Annotated in this window: 17 protein-coding genes; 10 read left to right on the plus strand and 7 right to left on the minus strand. The window is 42.8% G+C overall.

The window, feature by feature from the left end; translation table 11 throughout:
• The first annotated feature begins 24 nt into the window (after positions 1 to 24).
• The 3 genes from dapA (at position 25) to purC (ending at position 2,124) form a co-directional block, all read left to right on the plus strand.
• Positions 25 to 930 carry a 4-hydroxy-tetrahydrodipicolinate synthase gene (dapA, locus tag JMY05_RS12035; protein ID WP_045443218.1) on the plus strand — a complete coding sequence of 302 codons (906 nt, stop codon included), beginning with the start codon at positions 25 to 27 and terminating at the stop codon, positions 928 to 930.
• A 35-nt stretch (positions 931 to 965) separates the two neighbouring features.
• On the plus strand, positions 966 to 1,280 hold the full coding sequence (locus JMY05_RS12040) for a hypothetical protein (protein ID WP_227678182.1): 315 nt from the start codon (positions 966 to 968) through the stop codon (positions 1,278 to 1,280).
• Between the two features lie 130 nt (positions 1,281 to 1,410).
• Complete coding sequence (gene purC, locus JMY05_RS12045; RefSeq protein WP_045443231.1) at positions 1,411 to 2,124, plus strand: phosphoribosylaminoimidazolesuccinocarboxamide synthase; 714 nt, start codon at positions 1,411 to 1,413, stop codon at positions 2,122 to 2,124.
• 260 nt (positions 2,125 to 2,384) lie between these two features.
• On the opposite strand, the gene JMY05_RS12050 is transcribed toward purC, so the two are convergent.
• A complete protein-coding gene (locus tag JMY05_RS12050; protein ID WP_198332269.1) occupies positions 2,385 to 3,704 on the minus strand; it encodes a short-chain fatty acid transporter in 1,320 nt (439 codons plus the stop codon).
• A 229-nt stretch (positions 3,705 to 3,933) separates the two neighbouring features.
• On the opposite strand from JMY05_RS12050, the gene JMY05_RS12055 reads away from it, so the two are divergent.
• Together JMY05_RS12055 and JMY05_RS12060 are read left to right on the plus strand one after the other, a co-directional pair.
• Entirely contained in the window at positions 3,934 to 4,581 is a 648-nt protein-coding gene (locus tag JMY05_RS12055) for a DNA-3-methyladenine glycosylase (protein WP_201615215.1), read from the plus strand.
• A gap of 53 nt (positions 4,582 to 4,634) precedes the next feature.
• Positions 4,635 to 4,946 (plus strand): NGG1p interacting factor NIF3, encoded by a 312-nt coding sequence (locus tag JMY05_RS12060; RefSeq protein ID WP_201615216.1) that lies wholly within the window; start codon positions 4,635 to 4,637, stop codon positions 4,944 to 4,946.
• A gap of 8 nt (positions 4,947 to 4,954) precedes the next feature.
• On the opposite strand, the gene JMY05_RS12065 is transcribed toward JMY05_RS12060, so the two are convergent.
• The 3 genes from JMY05_RS12065 to JMY05_RS12075 form a co-directional block, all read right to left on the minus strand.
• Positions 4,955 to 5,326 (minus strand): hypothetical protein, encoded by a 372-nt coding sequence (locus tag JMY05_RS12065; protein ID WP_045443233.1) that lies wholly within the window; start codon positions 5,324 to 5,326, stop codon positions 4,955 to 4,957.
• Positions 5,327 to 5,622: 296 nt separating this feature from the next.
• Positions 5,623 to 6,285, minus strand: a complete 663-nt coding sequence (locus JMY05_RS12070; RefSeq protein ID WP_201615217.1) for a PepSY domain-containing protein — start codon at positions 6,283 to 6,285, stop codon at positions 5,623 to 5,625.
• Between the two features lie 758 nt (positions 6,286 to 7,043).
• The gene (locus JMY05_RS12075) at positions 7,044 to 7,247 is read right to left on the minus strand and encodes a CsbD family protein (protein ID WP_045443240.1); all 204 of its coding nucleotides are present in this window, start codon (positions 7,245 to 7,247) and stop codon (positions 7,044 to 7,046) included.
• Between the two features lie 504 nt (positions 7,248 to 7,751).
• Here JMY05_RS12075 and JMY05_RS12080 point away from each other — a divergent pair.
• Both JMY05_RS12080 and JMY05_RS12085 read left to right on the plus strand, forming a co-directional pair.
• A complete protein-coding gene (locus JMY05_RS12080) occupies positions 7,752 to 8,441 on the plus strand; it encodes a TetR/AcrR family transcriptional regulator (protein WP_045443243.1) in 690 nt (229 codons plus the stop codon).
• 241 nt (positions 8,442 to 8,682) lie between these two features.
• A complete protein-coding gene (locus tag JMY05_RS12085) occupies positions 8,683 to 10,896 on the plus strand; it encodes a molybdopterin oxidoreductase family protein (RefSeq protein ID WP_201615218.1) in 2,214 nt (737 codons plus the stop codon).
• Positions 10,897 to 10,979: 83 nt separating this feature from the next.
• Here JMY05_RS12085 and JMY05_RS12090 read toward each other — a convergent pair whose 3' ends face one another.
• Entirely contained in the window at positions 10,980 to 12,305 is a 1,326-nt protein-coding gene (locus JMY05_RS12090) for a D-amino acid dehydrogenase (RefSeq protein WP_201615219.1), read from the minus strand.
• Between the two features lie 74 nt (positions 12,306 to 12,379).
• The gene (locus JMY05_RS12095) at positions 12,380 to 13,153 is read right to left on the minus strand and encodes a YgfZ/GcvT domain-containing protein (protein ID WP_045443246.1); all 774 of its coding nucleotides are present in this window, start codon (positions 13,151 to 13,153) and stop codon (positions 12,380 to 12,382) included.
• A gap of 325 nt (positions 13,154 to 13,478) precedes the next feature.
• On the opposite strand from JMY05_RS12095, the gene JMY05_RS12100 reads away from it, so the two are divergent.
• The 3 genes from JMY05_RS12100 (at position 13,479) to JMY05_RS12110 (ending at position 17,260) form a co-directional block, all read left to right on the plus strand.
• Entirely contained in the window at positions 13,479 to 13,832 is a 354-nt protein-coding gene (locus JMY05_RS12100) for a zinc ribbon domain-containing protein YjdM (RefSeq protein ID WP_055123598.1), read from the plus strand.
• A gap of 111 nt (positions 13,833 to 13,943) precedes the next feature.
• The gene (gene hemL, locus JMY05_RS12105) at positions 13,944 to 15,245 is read left to right on the plus strand and encodes a glutamate-1-semialdehyde 2,1-aminomutase (RefSeq protein ID WP_045443249.1); all 1,302 of its coding nucleotides are present in this window, start codon (positions 13,944 to 13,946) and stop codon (positions 15,243 to 15,245) included.
• A 266-nt stretch (positions 15,246 to 15,511) separates the two neighbouring features.
• On the plus strand, positions 15,512 to 17,260 hold the full coding sequence (locus tag JMY05_RS12110) for an AMP-binding protein (protein WP_045443252.1): 1,749 nt from the start codon (positions 15,512 to 15,514) through the stop codon (positions 17,258 to 17,260).
• Positions 17,261 to 17,279: 19 nt separating this feature from the next.
• Here JMY05_RS12110 and JMY05_RS12115 read toward each other — a convergent pair whose 3' ends face one another.
• On the minus strand, positions 17,280 to 17,618 hold the full coding sequence (locus JMY05_RS12115; protein ID WP_227676045.1) for a DUF962 domain-containing protein: 339 nt from the start codon (positions 17,616 to 17,618) through the stop codon (positions 17,280 to 17,282).
• Positions 17,619 to 17,656 lie beyond the last annotated feature (38 nt).

Raw genomic sequence — 17,656 nt, forward strand, 5'->3', positions numbered from 1 at the left:
AGGATAATACAGTAAGGCACGGTTATGAGCACAGCATACGACGAGATCAAAACCCGACTACAAGGCTCAATGGTAGCCTTGGTAACGCCCATGCATCCTGACGGCACGGTCGATTATAAACGTCTGGCGGATCTCATAGATTGGCAGATTGAGCAAGGCACGCATTGTCTCGTTGCCGTTGGTACTACTGGCGAGTCAGCGACATTATCTATGCAAGAGCACAGCGATGTCATTCGCTACTTTGTTCAGCATGTCAAAGGTCGTGTACCAGTGATTGCTGGAACAGGTGCCAATAATACGATGGAAGCTATTAAGCTGACCCAAGATGCTGCCGACGCTGGTGCAGATTGTGCGTTATTGGTTGCGCCTTATTATAACAAGCCGCCACAAGAAGGCTTATACCAACATTATAAGGCTATCGCGCGCGCGGTAAATATCCCGCAGATGCTTTACAATGTGCCAGGACGTACGGTCGTTGATATTGCACAAGAGACCGTAGAACGTCTGGCTGATATCGATAATATCGTCGCGATTAAAGATGCCACAGGCTCTATCGCTCGCGGTGAGCAATTGATCAAAGCCGTTGGCGATAGAATCGTCGTGCTATCTGGCGATGACAGTACGGCGCTTGATTTGATGACATTTGGTGGTAAAGGTAATATCTCAGTCACTGCCAACGTCGCCCCGAAAGCGATGAGCGAGACTTTTACAGCGGCGCTTCGTGGTGATTTTGACGCGGCTCATAAAGCACATGATGTGGTCAAGCATTTACACCGTGACTTGTTTATTGAGTCAAGTCCTATCCCAGCAAAATATGCGCTTCATAAAATGGGTATGATAGATACTGGTATTCGTCTGCCTTTGGTATGGTTGGCTGAACAACATCATGCCACTATTGATGAAGCCTTGGTGCGTGCGAACTTATTATAAAATGATGCGTGTAAATGCTAACTCAGAGAGATAATATGATGAAAACATCATCACCGACTGCAAAAATATTCCCTGCGCTGCTGACCTTAATATTGGGAAGCACCTTAGTATTGAGCGGTTGCCAAAGTGCTAAAAACTTACTTGGTAAGCGTGACAATGGTAGCTTAGAATATCAGCAAAGCAAAAAGCTTGTGCCAATAGAGCTGCCTGCTAACAAAGAACCAGCTCCTTTTGTACCTTTGTATGCAACTCCTAATGCTGGTGCAAATACGCTGAAATTACAGAACGAATCAGGTAATCAGTACCAGCTACCGAAGCCTGAGCGCGCTGTCAGTAGTCTTTCGAATTAAAGCTATTTCCTTATTTATACCGCTGACATTTTACAGTGATTAATGTAAATATTATTCATTCTGTCATACAAAAATCAGCGGTCGCTGCGCGTTTTTACCACATAAGCTTGAACGAACAGGAACTCCCATAATGCAAAAGCAACAACTGCTGTATAAAGGCAAAGCCAAATCTGTCTATGAAACTGAAGATAATGATCTTTTGATTCTACATTTCCGTGATGATACTTCAGCGCTTGATGGCAAGCGTATTGAGCAATTAGCACGCAAAGGTGTCGTTAATAATCGTTTTAACGCTTTCATCATGCAAAAACTGGCTGATGCTGGTATCGAAACGCATTTTGAGAAGCAATTGTCTGAAGATGAAGTATTGGTCAAGCGTTTAGAGATGATTCCAGTTGAGTGCGTGGTGCGTAACTTTGCTGCGGGCAGCTTGGTTCGTCGTTTGGGCTTAGAAGAAGGGCAAGCATTGACGCCGCCTACTTATGAATTGTTTTATAAAGATGATGCGCTGGGTGATCCAATGGTCAATGAGTCACTTGCTGTGTCTCTTGGCTGGGCAACCGAAGCACAACTTGCAAGAATGGAAGAGCTGACTCATCAAGTAAATGAAGTGTTAAAGGCGTTATTCGAAGCAGGTGATTTGATACTAGTTGATTTCAAACTAGAATTTGGTGTGTTCCATGACCGTATCGTCTTAGGGGATGAATTCTCACCAGATGGCTGCCGTATTTGGGATAAGACGACTAAGAAGAAGCTGGACAAAGACCGCTTCCGTCAATCATTAGGCGATGTCATTGAAGCTTATGAAGAAGTGGCTAACCGTATTGGTGTGCCATTAAGCTAGATGTTTGATTGGCACTGCACTGCAGGTCAATCTTTAGCGTAAAAAAAACTGAGCCATGTGCTCAGTTTTTTTGTGATTTTAAATTAATCTTCGTGTTCATCTTACGACTAATAATATAAAGGCTTTGACCTAAAGGTAGTCGTTATTATCAAATATGGCTATTCTGAATAGCTCCACTGCTATTTGATTTACTTCATTATTATCTAAAGATAAGAACAACCTTTTTATTAAAATAGTTAAGGTTGGAGTTATAGGATTTATTATAAAAACAAGAGTCCTAAACCAATCACAACACCACTGACAATCAGCACGATGACACAAAAACCCATGATATCTTTGGCTTTTAGACCTGCGATCGCCAGTGCTGGTAATGCCCAAAATGGCTGAATCATATTTGTCCAAGCATCACCCCATGCCACAGCCATAGCAACTCGCGACGGATCACTACCCAACATTTCCGCGGCTTCTAACATAATCGGTGCTTGTACTGCCCATTGTCCACCACCTGAAGGAACGAAAAAGTTGACGAGTCCTGCACTGAGGAAAGCAAAAAGTGGTAGCGTCTCCGCTGTTGAAACGTTAACAAATGCTTCTGACATCACACCTGCCAACCCCGAAGCTGTCATCATTCCCATAATGCCTGCATAAAAAGGAAATTGGACGATGATAGCGCCTGCACCTTTAACTGCTTCTTGAACTGCAATCAAATACTTGCGAGGTGTACCGTGAAATATAATACCAAGAAACAAGAACATAAAGTTAACCAAGTCGAGCGTTAGAGCAAAACCGTTCTGTGCGAAATAATACACGATAAAGGCGATGCCCAATACGCCAATGACCATTGATAAAATCCAGCTGTTTTCTAAACGCTCTGCTGGTGTCATATCCGATTTGGCTGGCAGCTCCTCAGGGATAGGATCTACTAGAAGTTTTGGATCTACCGTAATCGTATCTTCTTTTTTTGGCATCATCAGACGGTTTAATAAAGGGACGATAATAACCAATGCTGCGACGATAATTAGGTTATAGCTAGCAAAGATGGTCGCACTTGTTGGAATAACACCGATTTTATCAACGAAGGGATGGCCTGCTGTTGCAATGGATAATGGAATCGACCCAGAGAATCCGGCATGCCAAATGATAAATCCAGAATAGGCGCTGGCAATCAATAAACGGTAATCGACATTTTCGACACGCTTCGCCAGCTCTTTGGCAAATAATGCCCCAATGACCAAGCCAAATCCCCAATTAATCCAGCTTGCTGCAAGCGATACTAAGGTGACCAGTATAATCGCACTACCTGGCGAGCTTGCGAAACTGGCAAGTTTACCCAATCCTTTTTTGAATATGGGGCTGCTTGCTAATACAAAACCAGTTACTAGCACCAACACCATTTGCATTGAGAATGCCAGCAAAGCCCAGAAGCCTTCACCCCAAAACGCCACCATCTGTACCGGTGAAGAGTCGGTTAAACCTAAGCCCATCACAAAAATAACCAAGGTTAAAATAATGACGAACAGAAATGGATCTGGTAAATATTTTTCCATCAAGCTATTCGAGAAGCGTGTAATCCCTTTCATTTTTTGACTTCCTTTTTGTCTAAGTTTACGTTTCATTCCTCATTCCAATGTTACCTCATTCTTCCTTTTTTATGCTTATTCATTCAGCAGAAATCATCTTTTTGAATGCTATATCGACCTTGCAAGGTTTGTTTAAACATTCCTTAAACACTGTGTGCCATACCTTTTCTTAATTTTATGATAACTTATTAATTATTCAATGATATAAAAGCATAAAAGGTCATTACTCATGTCAACGTCTCAAACTTCCACGGCGCAGCCTACTATTTTAGCGCCATCATGGTTTACTCGACCAACCTGTGTGGTCGCTGCTGACTTAATAGGTAAAGTGCTGTGTAGAAAGCTGTTAGATACGGATGGCACGCCTAAAATACTACGTATGCGTATCTCAGAAACCGAAGCTTACATCGGTGCGGGCGATCCCGCTTGTCATTCACATGCAGGCAGCCGAACGCCGCGCACTGAAATCATGTATGAGCAAGGTGGTGTTTTTTATGTGTATTTGACTTATGGCGTCCATCATATGCTCAATTTAATCAGTGGTGCTATCGACTCCCCTGAGTCAGTGCTGATACGCGCTGGGTTTTTAGCAGAAGATAGTGATCGCCTGCGAGATGAGCAATTATTGAGCTTAGATCAACAACTGATTCATCCCAAGCAGTTCGCTGGCCCCGGTAAGCTGACCAAGCGTTTACAAATCGACCGTGACTTGTATGGCAAATCCATTTATCCAGCATCAGCTGTATGGGTAGAAGAAGACGGTTGCAAGCCGCCAGTATCGCTGCGCCCACGGATTGGCATTGATTATGCGGGCGAGGCAAAAGAGTGGTTATTACGCTACATTTGGACGGACCATCCTTCGTTATCCAAAAAATAGTAAGATTGATAGTTGATGGCTGTTTTTCTAAATAGACTGGAAGGAAGTAACACATGTATAAACTGACCGTTTTTATTCCAGATACAGCATTAGAGCAGGTAAAATCCGCTTTATTTTCGGCAGGCGCTGGGACGATTGGCAATTATGAACAGTGCTGTTGGCAAGTGCAGGGAATAGGGCAGTTTATGCCACTGGCAGGCAGTAATCCGAATATTGGAGCACATAATCAACTGGAAACCGTTGAGGAATGGCGGGTAGAAATGGTAGTGGCTGATGCTGATATTAAAGAGGTCATCGAGGTGTTAAAGCAGGCGCATCCTTATGAAATGCCTGCCTATGATGTGATTGAGGTATTAGACTTTTAGGGTTGCTATCAGTCCTCTTTGATCTTAATCACGTTATAACTCGGATAGCTAAGCTCGATTTTGTAATCTTCACTGCCGCGTTTGGCTTTTACTTTTATTTTACTGTCACCTTTTTTGTATTTGACGTCTTTGACCTGATAACCCATATTGCTGACTTTATTAGCGGCTCTTTGCTCAATAGCAGGCTGATAAAGCTCTTTATCAATAGAGTTGATGGTCTTCTTGTGCTTTTTGTAGACCTTACTGTCTTTATAAACATCTTCGTAAAGGTCGCCGTAAGCATTGTAACTAGGTGCGGTGACACAGCCAGTCGTTATCGTCAGCAACACTGCAATCATACTGGCGCTAGCAGTGGTTTTTAATAAAGTATGGTGGTTCATCAAATCCTCTTATGATGTCAAAAATATTTTTGCGTCTCTTATAAAAAAGGGTCAAATAAACCAAGGGCTGGCTTATTTGACCAAAGGCATCAAGTAATAAACGATGCCAAAATTTTTATTTAATAGCTTTATTTTACTAATTTCATTTTTAGCGCACTTAGATATAGTCGGTTCAATATAATTTAGATTCAAGGAAGGCAAGCGAAAGTACTATAAGTAGTAGACTAAGCGAGCCTGACACCGTATCTGATTTATATAGGATTGACTATAACTATCAATTGAATGGAGGACATGCCCTAGTCTTTTTCAATCTTAATCACATTTAAATTTGGGTAACCAAGTCGTATTTCATACTCTTGTGAGCCGCGCTTGGCTTCAATCTCGAACACGCCGCGTCCGTTATTTTCTTCCAGCTCAATGTCGTTGACCCGATAGCCCATACCTTGTATTTTATTGATTGCACGTTGCTTAATTGCTGGATAACGCGAGTCTCTTTTAATGCTATCTTCGATATCATCATTTTTATAGTGCTTATTATTCTTATGCTTGCCATTATTTTTATATTTATCTTTTTTGTAATGGTCTTTGTCATATCTATCGTCTTGCCAAACATTAGACCAAGCTTTTTTATTTGAGCTAATAAGTTTTAGATCAGGATACGTGTATTTTAGCTCGTATGCTTGGTTGTTCTTTTTGGCATAAGCGGTCATTATGCGATTGCCACGGTAGTTGTCGGATTTGATATCCATAACCTGATAGCCTTTACGGCGCAGATCAGCGCGTAGCTTTTGACTAATGCGGTTGTAGTCAGCGTTACCATAATCATCATTACCACCATATACTGGGTAATTATCATACCCTGGACCGACGACGGCACACCCAACTGTAGTACCCAATAATGCAACCGCAAGACCAGTAGATATAACGGTCTTAAATGAGAAAGGCTTTAGAGTTTTCATGATCCAATATCCTATAATATTTTTAAATTACCCGTCGCATCATTGCTGGTGATAGCCGAGCACGTACGCACTCTGTAAATTGTTCATATAATCGTATTCATAACTTACTGGCAAATTAATTATTACCATCGTCATTACCATTATGCGCTTTGAAATATTTTCTTACATTATCTATCATAATGGACGAAGCTTGATGATTAGTGTCTTTTGCGTTAATAAGTTGTAATCAGGGTAACGAATATGAATCATGTAAGCATATGCTTACACGTAATGACGCTTACGCGACTTAACATCAGGTTAGGAATTAGGCATTATAGTCACACGGCATTAGGGAATGTGACTCAAGGATTGAGTTGACCGCATTAAGGATAATGATTCACTTATTAGCATCAGGATGATTATGATAAGTGGAGTAAGGACACATACCCTTTGCTGCTATCAGTAGTTAATGCTGGTAGTTGTAGTAAAAAGGGCAGGATGCCCAGTATCACAATATGCTGAATATTATGCAAGGATGCATGGGAAACAGTGGTGATAGGTAACATGGATGGTTAACAATAAAACCGCATAACAGTTAATTGCTATGCGGTTTTATCGTGTCTGGACTTTGAGTTTTATCTTTTAGAATTATTTGATATAAATCAAGTTGGTGATCAGTCCAGCATAAAAAAACCGCATTAGAAACTAATGCGGTTTTCGTTTAAATAATCTGCTTATAAAATTTTTATCTTAATACTTCTTACAAGCATGATTATTTACTAGTATTTATGTTCAGTACGCCATGCGTCTACTTCACGTTCAGCATCATCTTTGCTGTGACCATAACGTTCTTGAACTTTTCCGACCAATTTATCACGGCTACCTTCAACGTGTAATAAATCATCATCAGTAAGATCAGCCCATTTTTGTTTTACTGAGCCTTTTATTTGGTTCCATTCACCTTTTAGAGTATGTTCGTTCATTTTTATGTTCCTTCTTTTATTATAAAATTGGTTATTGAGACAATTATTCCATCTGTCTTTAATCGACATTTTACTCAGCTGCTATCAGTACTTATTAATCAGCTAACTGGTGATATCTAATATAAGTGCTCACCATCGTCATGTCTGTATATGCAATGTTGAGAGTGTTGCTCCATTATTGAGATCTGCACAGCTATGTTATGCATCGTCCATTTGTGTAATGAATGAAGTGTTTTATCAGTGACATACGTAAAGAGGATCAACAAGTCTGGCGATGATTTATAAAAAATGACGTCGTAACACGCTGTAAATATAGGAATAAAAAAAGTAGCTGTCATCATAAATGTGGCGGCTATTTTTTTATGATTGTTTTAGGATGGGTTAAAACGAATCATCAAGAATAAGTAAGGTTAAATATTTAGTGATAGACTTCTTGTTTAAATGGCTATAGCCTTATAGTTGAAATAACAATTGTTTTATAGATTAAGTTGGGGCAGATTGATAGTGAATGTACTTAACAGCGTAAGTGCTAAAAAACCGGAAACAAAACGCGAGCTGGCAAAGGCGAAAACGCGTCATACGTTACTAAAAAGTGCCTTGCAGCTGTATAGCGTAGAGGGCGCTCTTGGTATGAGCATGAATAAAATCGCGAAAGGTGCAGGTATTGCTCAGCCAAGTTTTTATAATCATTTTGATAGTTTAGATGCGTTGCAGCAGGTGTTAGGCGAGCAACTTAAAGGCAACTATTTATCACCAATGCGCATGGCGTGGGTAGATATGCTTAAAGACTATCCAACGCTGTCTAAAGAGGATTTCAATGAGCGTTGTCAGGAATGCCTAACATTGATTTTTGATGCCGCCTTTCAAAACATCACTTTATTTCAACGTTTGCTCGAAGACAGTCTGCGCTTTGATTCAAACATAGAACGTAACGGGTTGGGAAGTCTAATCATAGAGATAAGAGAGGAGTGGACTAAGATATTTATAGAGGGATTGCAGTCAGCCGAGTGCTCTTTTGACGAATCTGACGTTCATCTCTGTGTCGATATCGCTGCCGCCCAAGTACATGAATTGATATTGGGCTGTCATCAACAGCGTTATTCACGGCAGCAAGCCATTGAGATATTGTGCAAAAACTTTGATGGACTTTTTAACAGTTTTTTCGCCAAAGACAAGCGCAGAGTAAATGGCTAGTCATCCAGCTTATCAATGTTGCACTTTGGCTAATTCTCAGTGTTTTTAAGATTGTTAAAATGAGCAAATGTATTAACCTCATAAAACGGAATTTATATAGTGAAAGCAATATAGTCGATTCAATTGAAAAGTAGTACAAGGCAACCGAGTGTAGCTGTATATTTAATACTTCAAGCGAGGTTAACGCAGTAATACTTTTATAGTGGAATGACTATAGTAAAAAATAACAGGGAGCGCGACCATGGCTAGTGAAAAGAGTCACAAGGATGAACAAACACATTTTAGAACCTGCAACTTATGTGAAGCAATGTGCGGAATTGTCATCAAGCACGATGGGAAAAAAGTATTATCGATTAAAGGCGATAAAGATGATCCATTTTCTAAAGGGTATATTTGTCCAAAAGCGACTGCTTTGCAAGACTTGCATGAAGACAGTGATCGCCTGCGTCATCCCGTTGAGAGAACGGCTAACGGTTGGAAAGAGATTGGCTGGGCTGAGGCGTTAGATAAGGTGGCAGCTGGTATTCAGTCGGTACAGAAAAAACATGGTCAAAACGCTTTCGGTATTTATCTAGGCAATCCTAATGTCCATAATTTGGGCGGCATGTTAACCATTAAGCATCTATTAACCAGTATCAAGACGCGCAGTCGCTTTTCTGCGACTTCCATCGACCAGTTACCGCATCACATTGTTAGCATGCATCTGTTCGGGCATATGCTGCGCATCCCTGTGCCTGACGTCAATCGTACCCAATATATGCTCATCATTGGTGGCAATCCGCTGGCGTCTAACGGCAGTATCATGACCGCACCAAATATGCGCCAAAAGCTAAAAGATATCAAAGCAGGTGGTGGTAAAGTGGTGGTGATTGATCCACGCCGCACCGAAACAGCCGACATTGCTAGCGAGCATCATTTTATTCGTCCAGCGACCGATGTTTTGCTCTTGCTTGCCATGCTCAATGAAATTTATCTCCAAGGGTATGCGGACAAGGCACGCGCTAACAATAATAGAGCAGCGGCGCTCGCGCCAGAGATTGCACGCCTTGCAGACTTTGCTAAAGACTATAGCGCCGAGTCCGTTGCTGATATTACTGGCATTGCGGCAGATGAGATTAAACGACTGGTCAAAGAATTTTGTGAAGCCGAAAGCTCGGTTTGTTATGGGCGCATGGGCGTCTCGGTGCAAGAGTTTGGCTTATTAAGCCAGTATCTGATTATGCTGATTAATATTGTCACAGGTCGCTTGGATGAAGTGGGTGGTCTGATGTTCCCCAATCCTGCGGTCGACGTGGTCAATAACTCAGGCCCAGGTTATTTAGGTAAGCGTCATAGCCGCATGAGTAACTTGCCTGATTTTAATGGCGATTATCCCGTTGTGGCAATGGCGGATGAGATGCTGGTAGGAGGCGCGGGCCAGTTAAAAGGCTTTATGACTGTCGCGGGCAACCCTGTACTCAGTACGCCGAATGGTGAAAAGTTAGATACGGCGTTTGCCAACTTAGACTTTATGGTCGCTATTGACTACTTTGTCACAGAAACCAGCCGTCATGCGCATATTATTTTGCCGCCGGTATCGCCACTAGAGCGCGATCATTATGACGTCACCTTTAACAATTTTGCCGTCCATAACGTCGCCAAATATTCAAAGGCATTGTTTGCTAAGCAAAGAAGCGCTAAACATGATTGGCAAATCTACTTAGAGTTAGCAAAACGCTTGGATAAAAAAGCCGTACTTGCAACCAAAGTCGAACGTTTATTAATAAAAGTTTTGGGTCCGAAATTTGTGCTTAATCAAGGTCTGAAACGTGGGCCTTATAAGGGTCTCAATCTAAAGAAATTGAAGAAAAATCCGCATGGTATTGATTTGGGATCGCTCAAAACCATGCTGCCACAAGCGTTAAAACACAAAGACAAGCAGATTCATCTTAATGTTGATTTTTATCAAGCAGATTTAGAGCGCGTACAGGAGGTGATGCAGGACTATGATGACAAGCAAATTCTATTGATTGGTCGTCGTCATGTACGCAGCAATAATTCGTGGCTACACAACAGCTATCGCTTGGTAAAAGGTAAGCCGCGCTGTACTTTGATGTTACATCCTGAAACAGCGAAAGAGTACGGTATTGAGGATGGTCAAAACGTAAAAGTCACGTCGCGTGTGGGTAGTGTGACGATCGTAGCAGAAGTGACGGATGAGCTGATGCCAAATGTCGTGAGTATCCCTCATGGGTGGGGTCACGGCCGCAAAGGAGTAAAACAAAAAATCGCTCAAGCGCATGCGGGCGTCAGTGTCAATGATTTGACAGACGATACCTTAATTGATCAGCTAAGTGGCAATGCGGCAGTCAATGGTGTACCAGTACAATTGGAAGCAATCCCGCCAGAAGTGGTTGATTTGGAGACGGCTGATTCTGATGTTAATTTTGATATGGAATCAGGGAGCGCTGCATAAAATAGTTCTAGAATAAAAGTCTTCCATATAAAGAAAAAAGGCGCTGACTTATAGTGGTAGCGCCTTTTTTACGTTTCTTATTCTTACGTTCCTAAGCCAACAAAATCAAAATCGACTGGTGGTGTCTCACCCTGTATTAATAAACTGATCGCCTGCGCCGAACCGCAAGCATGCGTCCAGCCAAGCGTACCATGACCCGTATTGAGCCATAAATTATCAAAACCAGCATCCATATTATGACTGCCATGACGGACTTGCCCCCTATGCGCGCGCCCAATTAACGGCACATTTGATGGGGTCATCGGACGTAGCCCTGTCCAATATTGCACAGAATTGGCAATGATACCTTTAGGAAATAACTGCTGCACACGGCGGGTAATGGCTGCACAGCGCGTGCTATTTAAATCCAAATTGTAGCCGTTAAATTCTGCCGTTCCAGCGACGCGTAACTTGTCGCCAAGGCGTGATGTCACCAGCTTAAACTCATCATCAATGAGACTGACAAAGGGTGCTAGATGCGGGGCGCGGGGGTTGATTTGATAAGTGGCCGAGTAGCCTTTGGCTGGAAATATCGGAGCATGTATTCCCAAAGGTCTTAGTAATGACACACTATAGCTACCGAGGGCTAGTACATGGCTGTCTGCACTAAAGGTTTGCGCGTTTTCTCCCTTGGGTTGAATGGTAATACTATGGATATGCGGGCGAGCAGAATGGGCGTCAGTGTTTAACGCCAGAATCTCGGTATCGTATAAAAACTTAACGCCAGCCTCGATGCAGCGCTCGGCTAAGCGCTGGGTAAATAAATGGGCATTACCCGATTCATCACGGCTGGTATAAGTAGCGCCTTTTAGCTTATGAGCAATAGGGTAAAGCGCAGGCTCTAGGTTAACGGCATTATTGATATCGATGACATGACGCTCACAGCCTAACGCTTGCATGCGCTCCGTTGGCGCAATGGCGGCATCAAATTCCGCTTGATTGGTATAAAAATGCATAATACCGCGCGTTTGCTGCTCGTAATCAATACCAATATCAGCACGCAGCTGTTGTAGGGCATCTCGTGAATACAAGCCTAAACGTACCATTTGTACCAAATTGGCATCGGCTTTATCTGCCCGGCATTCTTGCAAAAACTGCATCGCCCATTTGAGCTGCGCCTTATCAGCACGCAAGCGATACAACAGCGGCGCATCCTCGCGAAACAGCCATTTAAGGGCTTTCATTGGAGCCGCAGGGTTTGACCAAGGGGTTGCGTGCGAGACAGATATTTGCCCACCATTGGCAAATGAGGTCTGCATACCGGCCGCTGGTTCACGCTCAATGACGGTCACATCGTAGCCTGCTTGGCGAAGATACCATGCGGTGGTCACGCCCACCACGCCCGCTCCGAGTACCGCAATATGGGTCATAGATTACTCTGCTGCTTTTTTAGTAAAAATGTTTTGAAGAGTGCTATTTATTACGCGTCATTCATTATGCCGCACTATTTTTGGCGTGCAACATCGGCTTTCAGCGCTGGCGGTAAGTCTAATATCGTAAGCTCACTATCGGCTAAATGCTCTGGACGGGCAACGACCAATGCTTTAAAACCATTACCATTAATAGTGTCATCGGCAATCGTATTAACCACATGGATTTTTTCTAGCTTGTCACCGGCTGCTGGCACGTCACCTGCGCCGCTGACATAATGTAAAAACGCTTTTGGCGCTGACTTAAAATAAATACGGGCAATCACTTCTTGACCAAGATAGCAGCCTTTATCATAGTCCATACCGCCGCGCTGATGCAGACGCAGCTCTTGTGGCTGAAACAGACCCTGTGTAGCAGCAACTATCCAATAGTTGCCAATGGCAAGACTCGCTTGCATCCACGCTTGGGTATCGGTTGGCGTATTGTGGTCTTCTTGATGGCTAAAGGTTGGCACCTCATCAAGCACGCAAGGATAAATGGGCGCGGGCGCACTGGTGTCAAATTTTGAAAAGGCACCGAACTTTTTTAAATGGGCTTGAAAAGCCTCAGCGCAATCGGCACTGATAACCACATCATAATGCTTTTCGGCTTGTTTTTTTATCCAAAGACCAAAATCAATGCGACCTTTTAAATTGCTAAGCGCCGTTGCTTGATAGCTGAGTCCGAGCTTGGTGACATCAGAGGTTAGCTGACCCTGCAAGAATTTTTCTGCATCTTCACCTTGAATCGTTAGTTGAACAAATTGTGGCAATGTTGATGAGAGGGTCGATACGTTTGATTGAGTCATTATTATTATCCTATTCATAAGTCGCTATCGTTATCAGTAGCCATAGCCTCAGATATTGTGGTGAATACTGAGTTGTTAAAGTAATTGATAAAGTAAATATTGAGGTTTTACCATCTAAAGATACATGGTCATCAAACCAAATTTAGTTAAAGCAGAGTACCACAAAACACTGTGTGATAAAAAACGTCCGCTGTAAGACATGAGTGAATCTATACATTGGACACAGAACCGCATTTACGAGCGAAGCGATTGGTTAAAGCTAGCGAGTTACGGTACAATGTTAGCTCTAGAATACACCCAATTTATCACGGCTGACGAGGAAATTATGAGCTTACCCAATTGCCCAAAATGCGATGCTGAATATACGTACGAAGATGGTGCGTTACTAGTATGTCCCATGTGTGCTCATGAATGGACTGCGGCTGAAACCGATGCGGCGCAAGCTGAAGAGCAAGACGCGGTCATTCGTGATGCGGTCGGTAATGAGCTGCAAGATGGCGATACCGTCACCGTGATTAAAGACTTAAAAGTCAAAGGTTCATCGATTGTTATTAAAGTTGGTACCAAAGCAAAAGGTATTCGCCTGCTGCCCGATGCCTCTGATGGTCATGATATTGACTGTAAACTTGATGGCTTTGGGCCAATGAAGCTTAAATCATCTGTTGTCAAAAAAGCATAAATTATTAAATGTGCTTTAAAAATCTGCTAAGCATTAACAACAAGCCGCAAGGTTATTTTTAATAAAATAAGACAGAATCAATATTAAAGAAATAATAAGTAGAGAATAATTATGAGCACTAAAAACGAACAGCTATTTGCGCAAGCCCGCAAACATATTCCTGGCGGCGTAAACTCGCCCGTCCGTGCCTTTGCTGGTGTTGGTGGCACGCCTATTTTTATGCACCGTGCTAACGGTAGCAAAATTTATGATACCGAAGACAATGCTTATATCGATTATGTCGGCTCTTGGGGCCCAATGATTTTGGGACACGCACACCCTAAAGTGATTGATGCAGTCAAAAAAGCGGCTGATGATGGTTTAAGTTTTGGTACGCCAACGCCGTTTGAAACGACTGTTGCCGATAAAATTTGCGAAATTGTCCCAAGTGTTGAGATGATTCGTATGACCAGCTCCGGTACAGAAGCGACCATGAGTGCAATTCGTTTGGCTCGTGGCTATACCCAGCGTGACAAAATCGTTAAATTTGAAGGCTGCTATCATGGCCATTCAGATAGCTTGTTAGTAAAAGCAGGTTCGGGCATGCTTGATATTGGCGAGCCAACCTCAAAAGGCGTGCCAGCAGATTTTGCTAAGCACACGATTACGATTCCTTATAATGATCCGCAAGCGATTAAAGATTGCTTTGAGAAATGGGGCGAAGAAGTCGCTTGCGTTATCTTGGAGCCAATCGCGGGCAACATGAACATGGTCATTCCAACACAAGAATTCCATGATACCTTGCGTGCAGAATGTACTGCCAACGGTTCAGTGCTGATCTTTGATGAAGTGATGACGGGCTTTCGTGTTGGTCTGGGCGGCGCACAAGCACATTTCGGCATTGATCCTGATTTGACGTGCTTTGGTAAAATCATCGGTGCAGGTTTGCCAGTTGGTGCTTTCGGTGGTAAAAAAGAAGTGATGTCTTGTATCGCACCACTCGGCGGCGTCTACCAAGCCGGCACATTGTCAGGTAATCCACTGGCAATGCGTGCGGGTATCGCGATGTTCGAAGACTTAACCGTAGATGGCTTTTATGCTGAGTTAGCAGCGAAAGTTGATCGTCTGGTAGATGGTTTTCAAGCGGCGGCTGACAAACACGGCATCAACATGCGTACCAATAAATTGGGCGGTATGTTTGGCATGTTCTTCGTCAAAGACAATGAAACTGACACGCCAAAGAACTTCGATGACGTGACAGAGTGTGACATGACGGTGTTTAACACGTTCTTCCATGGCATGTTGGATCGCGGTATTTATCTGGCACCGTCTGCTTATGAAGCAGGCTTTATGTCAATTAAACACAGCAATGAAGATATTGATGCGTCGATTAAAGCCGCTGACGAGATTTTTGCAGAAATGGCAAAAGCGTAACTGTTTATTCAGGACCTTGTTTATTTAAGACCTGTTTAAAATATATGTACTTACAAGAACCAGTATGAGAAATCATGCTGGTTTTTTTTGTGTCCAATATTTATCCTTTTGTGATTTTTACTATAAGAGATAAAGATTTTTTGACGATGACTGCATAAATGAAAAAACCAAGGCTAAGACAATTCCTTCTTTGGGTGATTGCAAAATAAACAATAAATTATGCTATTCTGAGATGAATCAAGACAATTGAGCAAGGACGCCAACTGATGACTACAAGCACTAATGATATGCCTAGCAGTAATACGCCACCGTTATGGCAAGCCTCATATGAGAAATATGGAATAAGAAATAATTTAGATGTATTAGAGGGAAAGCACAACCTGCTAGATTTGTTGCAACCCAAGATAGATCAGCATAGTGATTCTGTGGCTTTTAGTATGGGGTCTGCCGTCCTTACCTTTGCACAACTGGATATTGCCAGCCGCCGCTTTGCTGCTTTTTTACAAGCACAAGGCATCAGCAAAGGCGATCGTGTCGCTGTGCAATTACCCAATATATTGCAGTATGCCGTGGTGTTACTTGGTTGTCTGCGAGCAGGCGCGGTATTGGTGAATGTCAATCCGATGTATACCCATTATGAATTGGCGCATCAGCTGACGGATGCTCAAGCTAGTGTGCTGATTGTCCTCGATGGTATGACCTCTGCTTACGATCAGTTAGATGATGCAGTCAAAGCGCAACTGTCATTGGTTGTACATTGTTCCGTCAATCCGAATGCTGCACCTGCTGATAACGATATTGCCTTGCTTACCCAACTTGAACCGTCGACCAATACTACTCGTCAATTCAATCAAACCAACCAAACCACAGCCGATAATGCTGCAAAAAATATCTCAGAGCATAATATAAGCTTTGCCCATATTATGAGTGCATACCACGCTGAGCAATATCAGCCTGTTACTATCGAGCGTGAAGATTTAGCTTTATTGCAATATACGGGTGGCACGACCGGCAAGCCAAAAGGCGCGATGCTCACGCATTACAATGTCATGGCCAATGTCTGTCAGTGTTATGCGATGTTTGGTCATGCGATTGAAGCGGGTCGTAGCGAGCAGATTAAAATACTCAATCCGTTGCCGCTCTATCATATCTTCTCATTTACCGTTTGCGGCTTACTAGGCATTTATGGCGGCTGGGAAGATATACTGGTCACCAATCCGCGTGATATCGATGGACTAGTCAATACCATCGAGCAGCATCGTCCGCATGTCATTCCTTCGGTGAATACCTTATTTATTGGTATGCTGCATCATCCAAAGTTTGCCAACCTTGATTTTAGTCGCTTGGCACTATCTATCGGTGGCGGCACCGCAATCATCAAAGCCGTATCTGATCAGTGGCAACAAGTCACTGGTATGATTATCAATGAAGGTTACGGCATGTCCGAAACTGCACCAGTTATCTCTTTTAATCCACCTGGTATAGATCGTTTTAATGGTAGCGTTGGTCTGCCACTTGCGATGATGGATATTAAAATCATTGATGAACAGGGTGCAACTTGTGCAATAGGTACACGGGGCGAGGTTTGTATTAAAGGCCCGCAGGTCATGCGTGGTTATTGGCAACGAGACAATGCAGACACTTTTACAAAGGATGGCTACTTTAAATCGGGTGATATTGGTGTGCTAGATGAACATGGATTTTTGACGCTGGTGGATCGCAAAAAAGACATGATATTGGTTTCAGGATTTAACGTCTATCCAAACGAAGTGGAAGCGGCATTGACAGAGCATCCGAAAGTACTTGAAGTCGCGGTGGTTGGTATTGCAGATGAGCACAGCGGCGAGGTACCCAAAGCGTTTGTGGTCAAAAAAGATTCGAGCCTAACGGTAGAAGAGTTACAAAGCTTCGCAAGCGAACGTTTAACAGGTTATAAACGCCCGCAGTCATACGAGTTTATCGATGAATTGCCCAAAACGGCGGTAGGAAAAATATTACGTAAGTCTTTACGTTAGTTGGGCTAGTGGCGAGTTATTATCGTCCGATTTTATCAAATTTACGGTCTTTTAAGCTGAGTCTACCGCGTAGGACATCACTGTACATACGAAAGTCGCTAGCAAAGCTTTTTAGCGGGAATTTGAACGAGGCAGGTTTGTTTTTTTCAAAGAAAAAATGACCGACCCAAGCGCAAGCATATCCAGCAGCGATGCCTTTAAGTAATGGTTTTGGCGAAGCGGTTTTGACCGACTTTGCGAGTCCCAATAAGCCAAAGCTACTACCAGCGAAATGTAAGCGGCGGCAAGCCATGTTTTGATGTTCAGCTAAATAGAAGTCATAAAATTTCTGCTTTGTTGGACTGACGGTTGTCATCATGCTTTTTTTAGCATTGCTGACCGCTTGAGCATCGGCGT

This window comes from Psychrobacter sp. JCM 18902 (assembly GCF_904846615.1).
Classification (GTDB): domain Bacteria; phylum Pseudomonadota; class Gammaproteobacteria; order Pseudomonadales; family Moraxellaceae; genus Psychrobacter.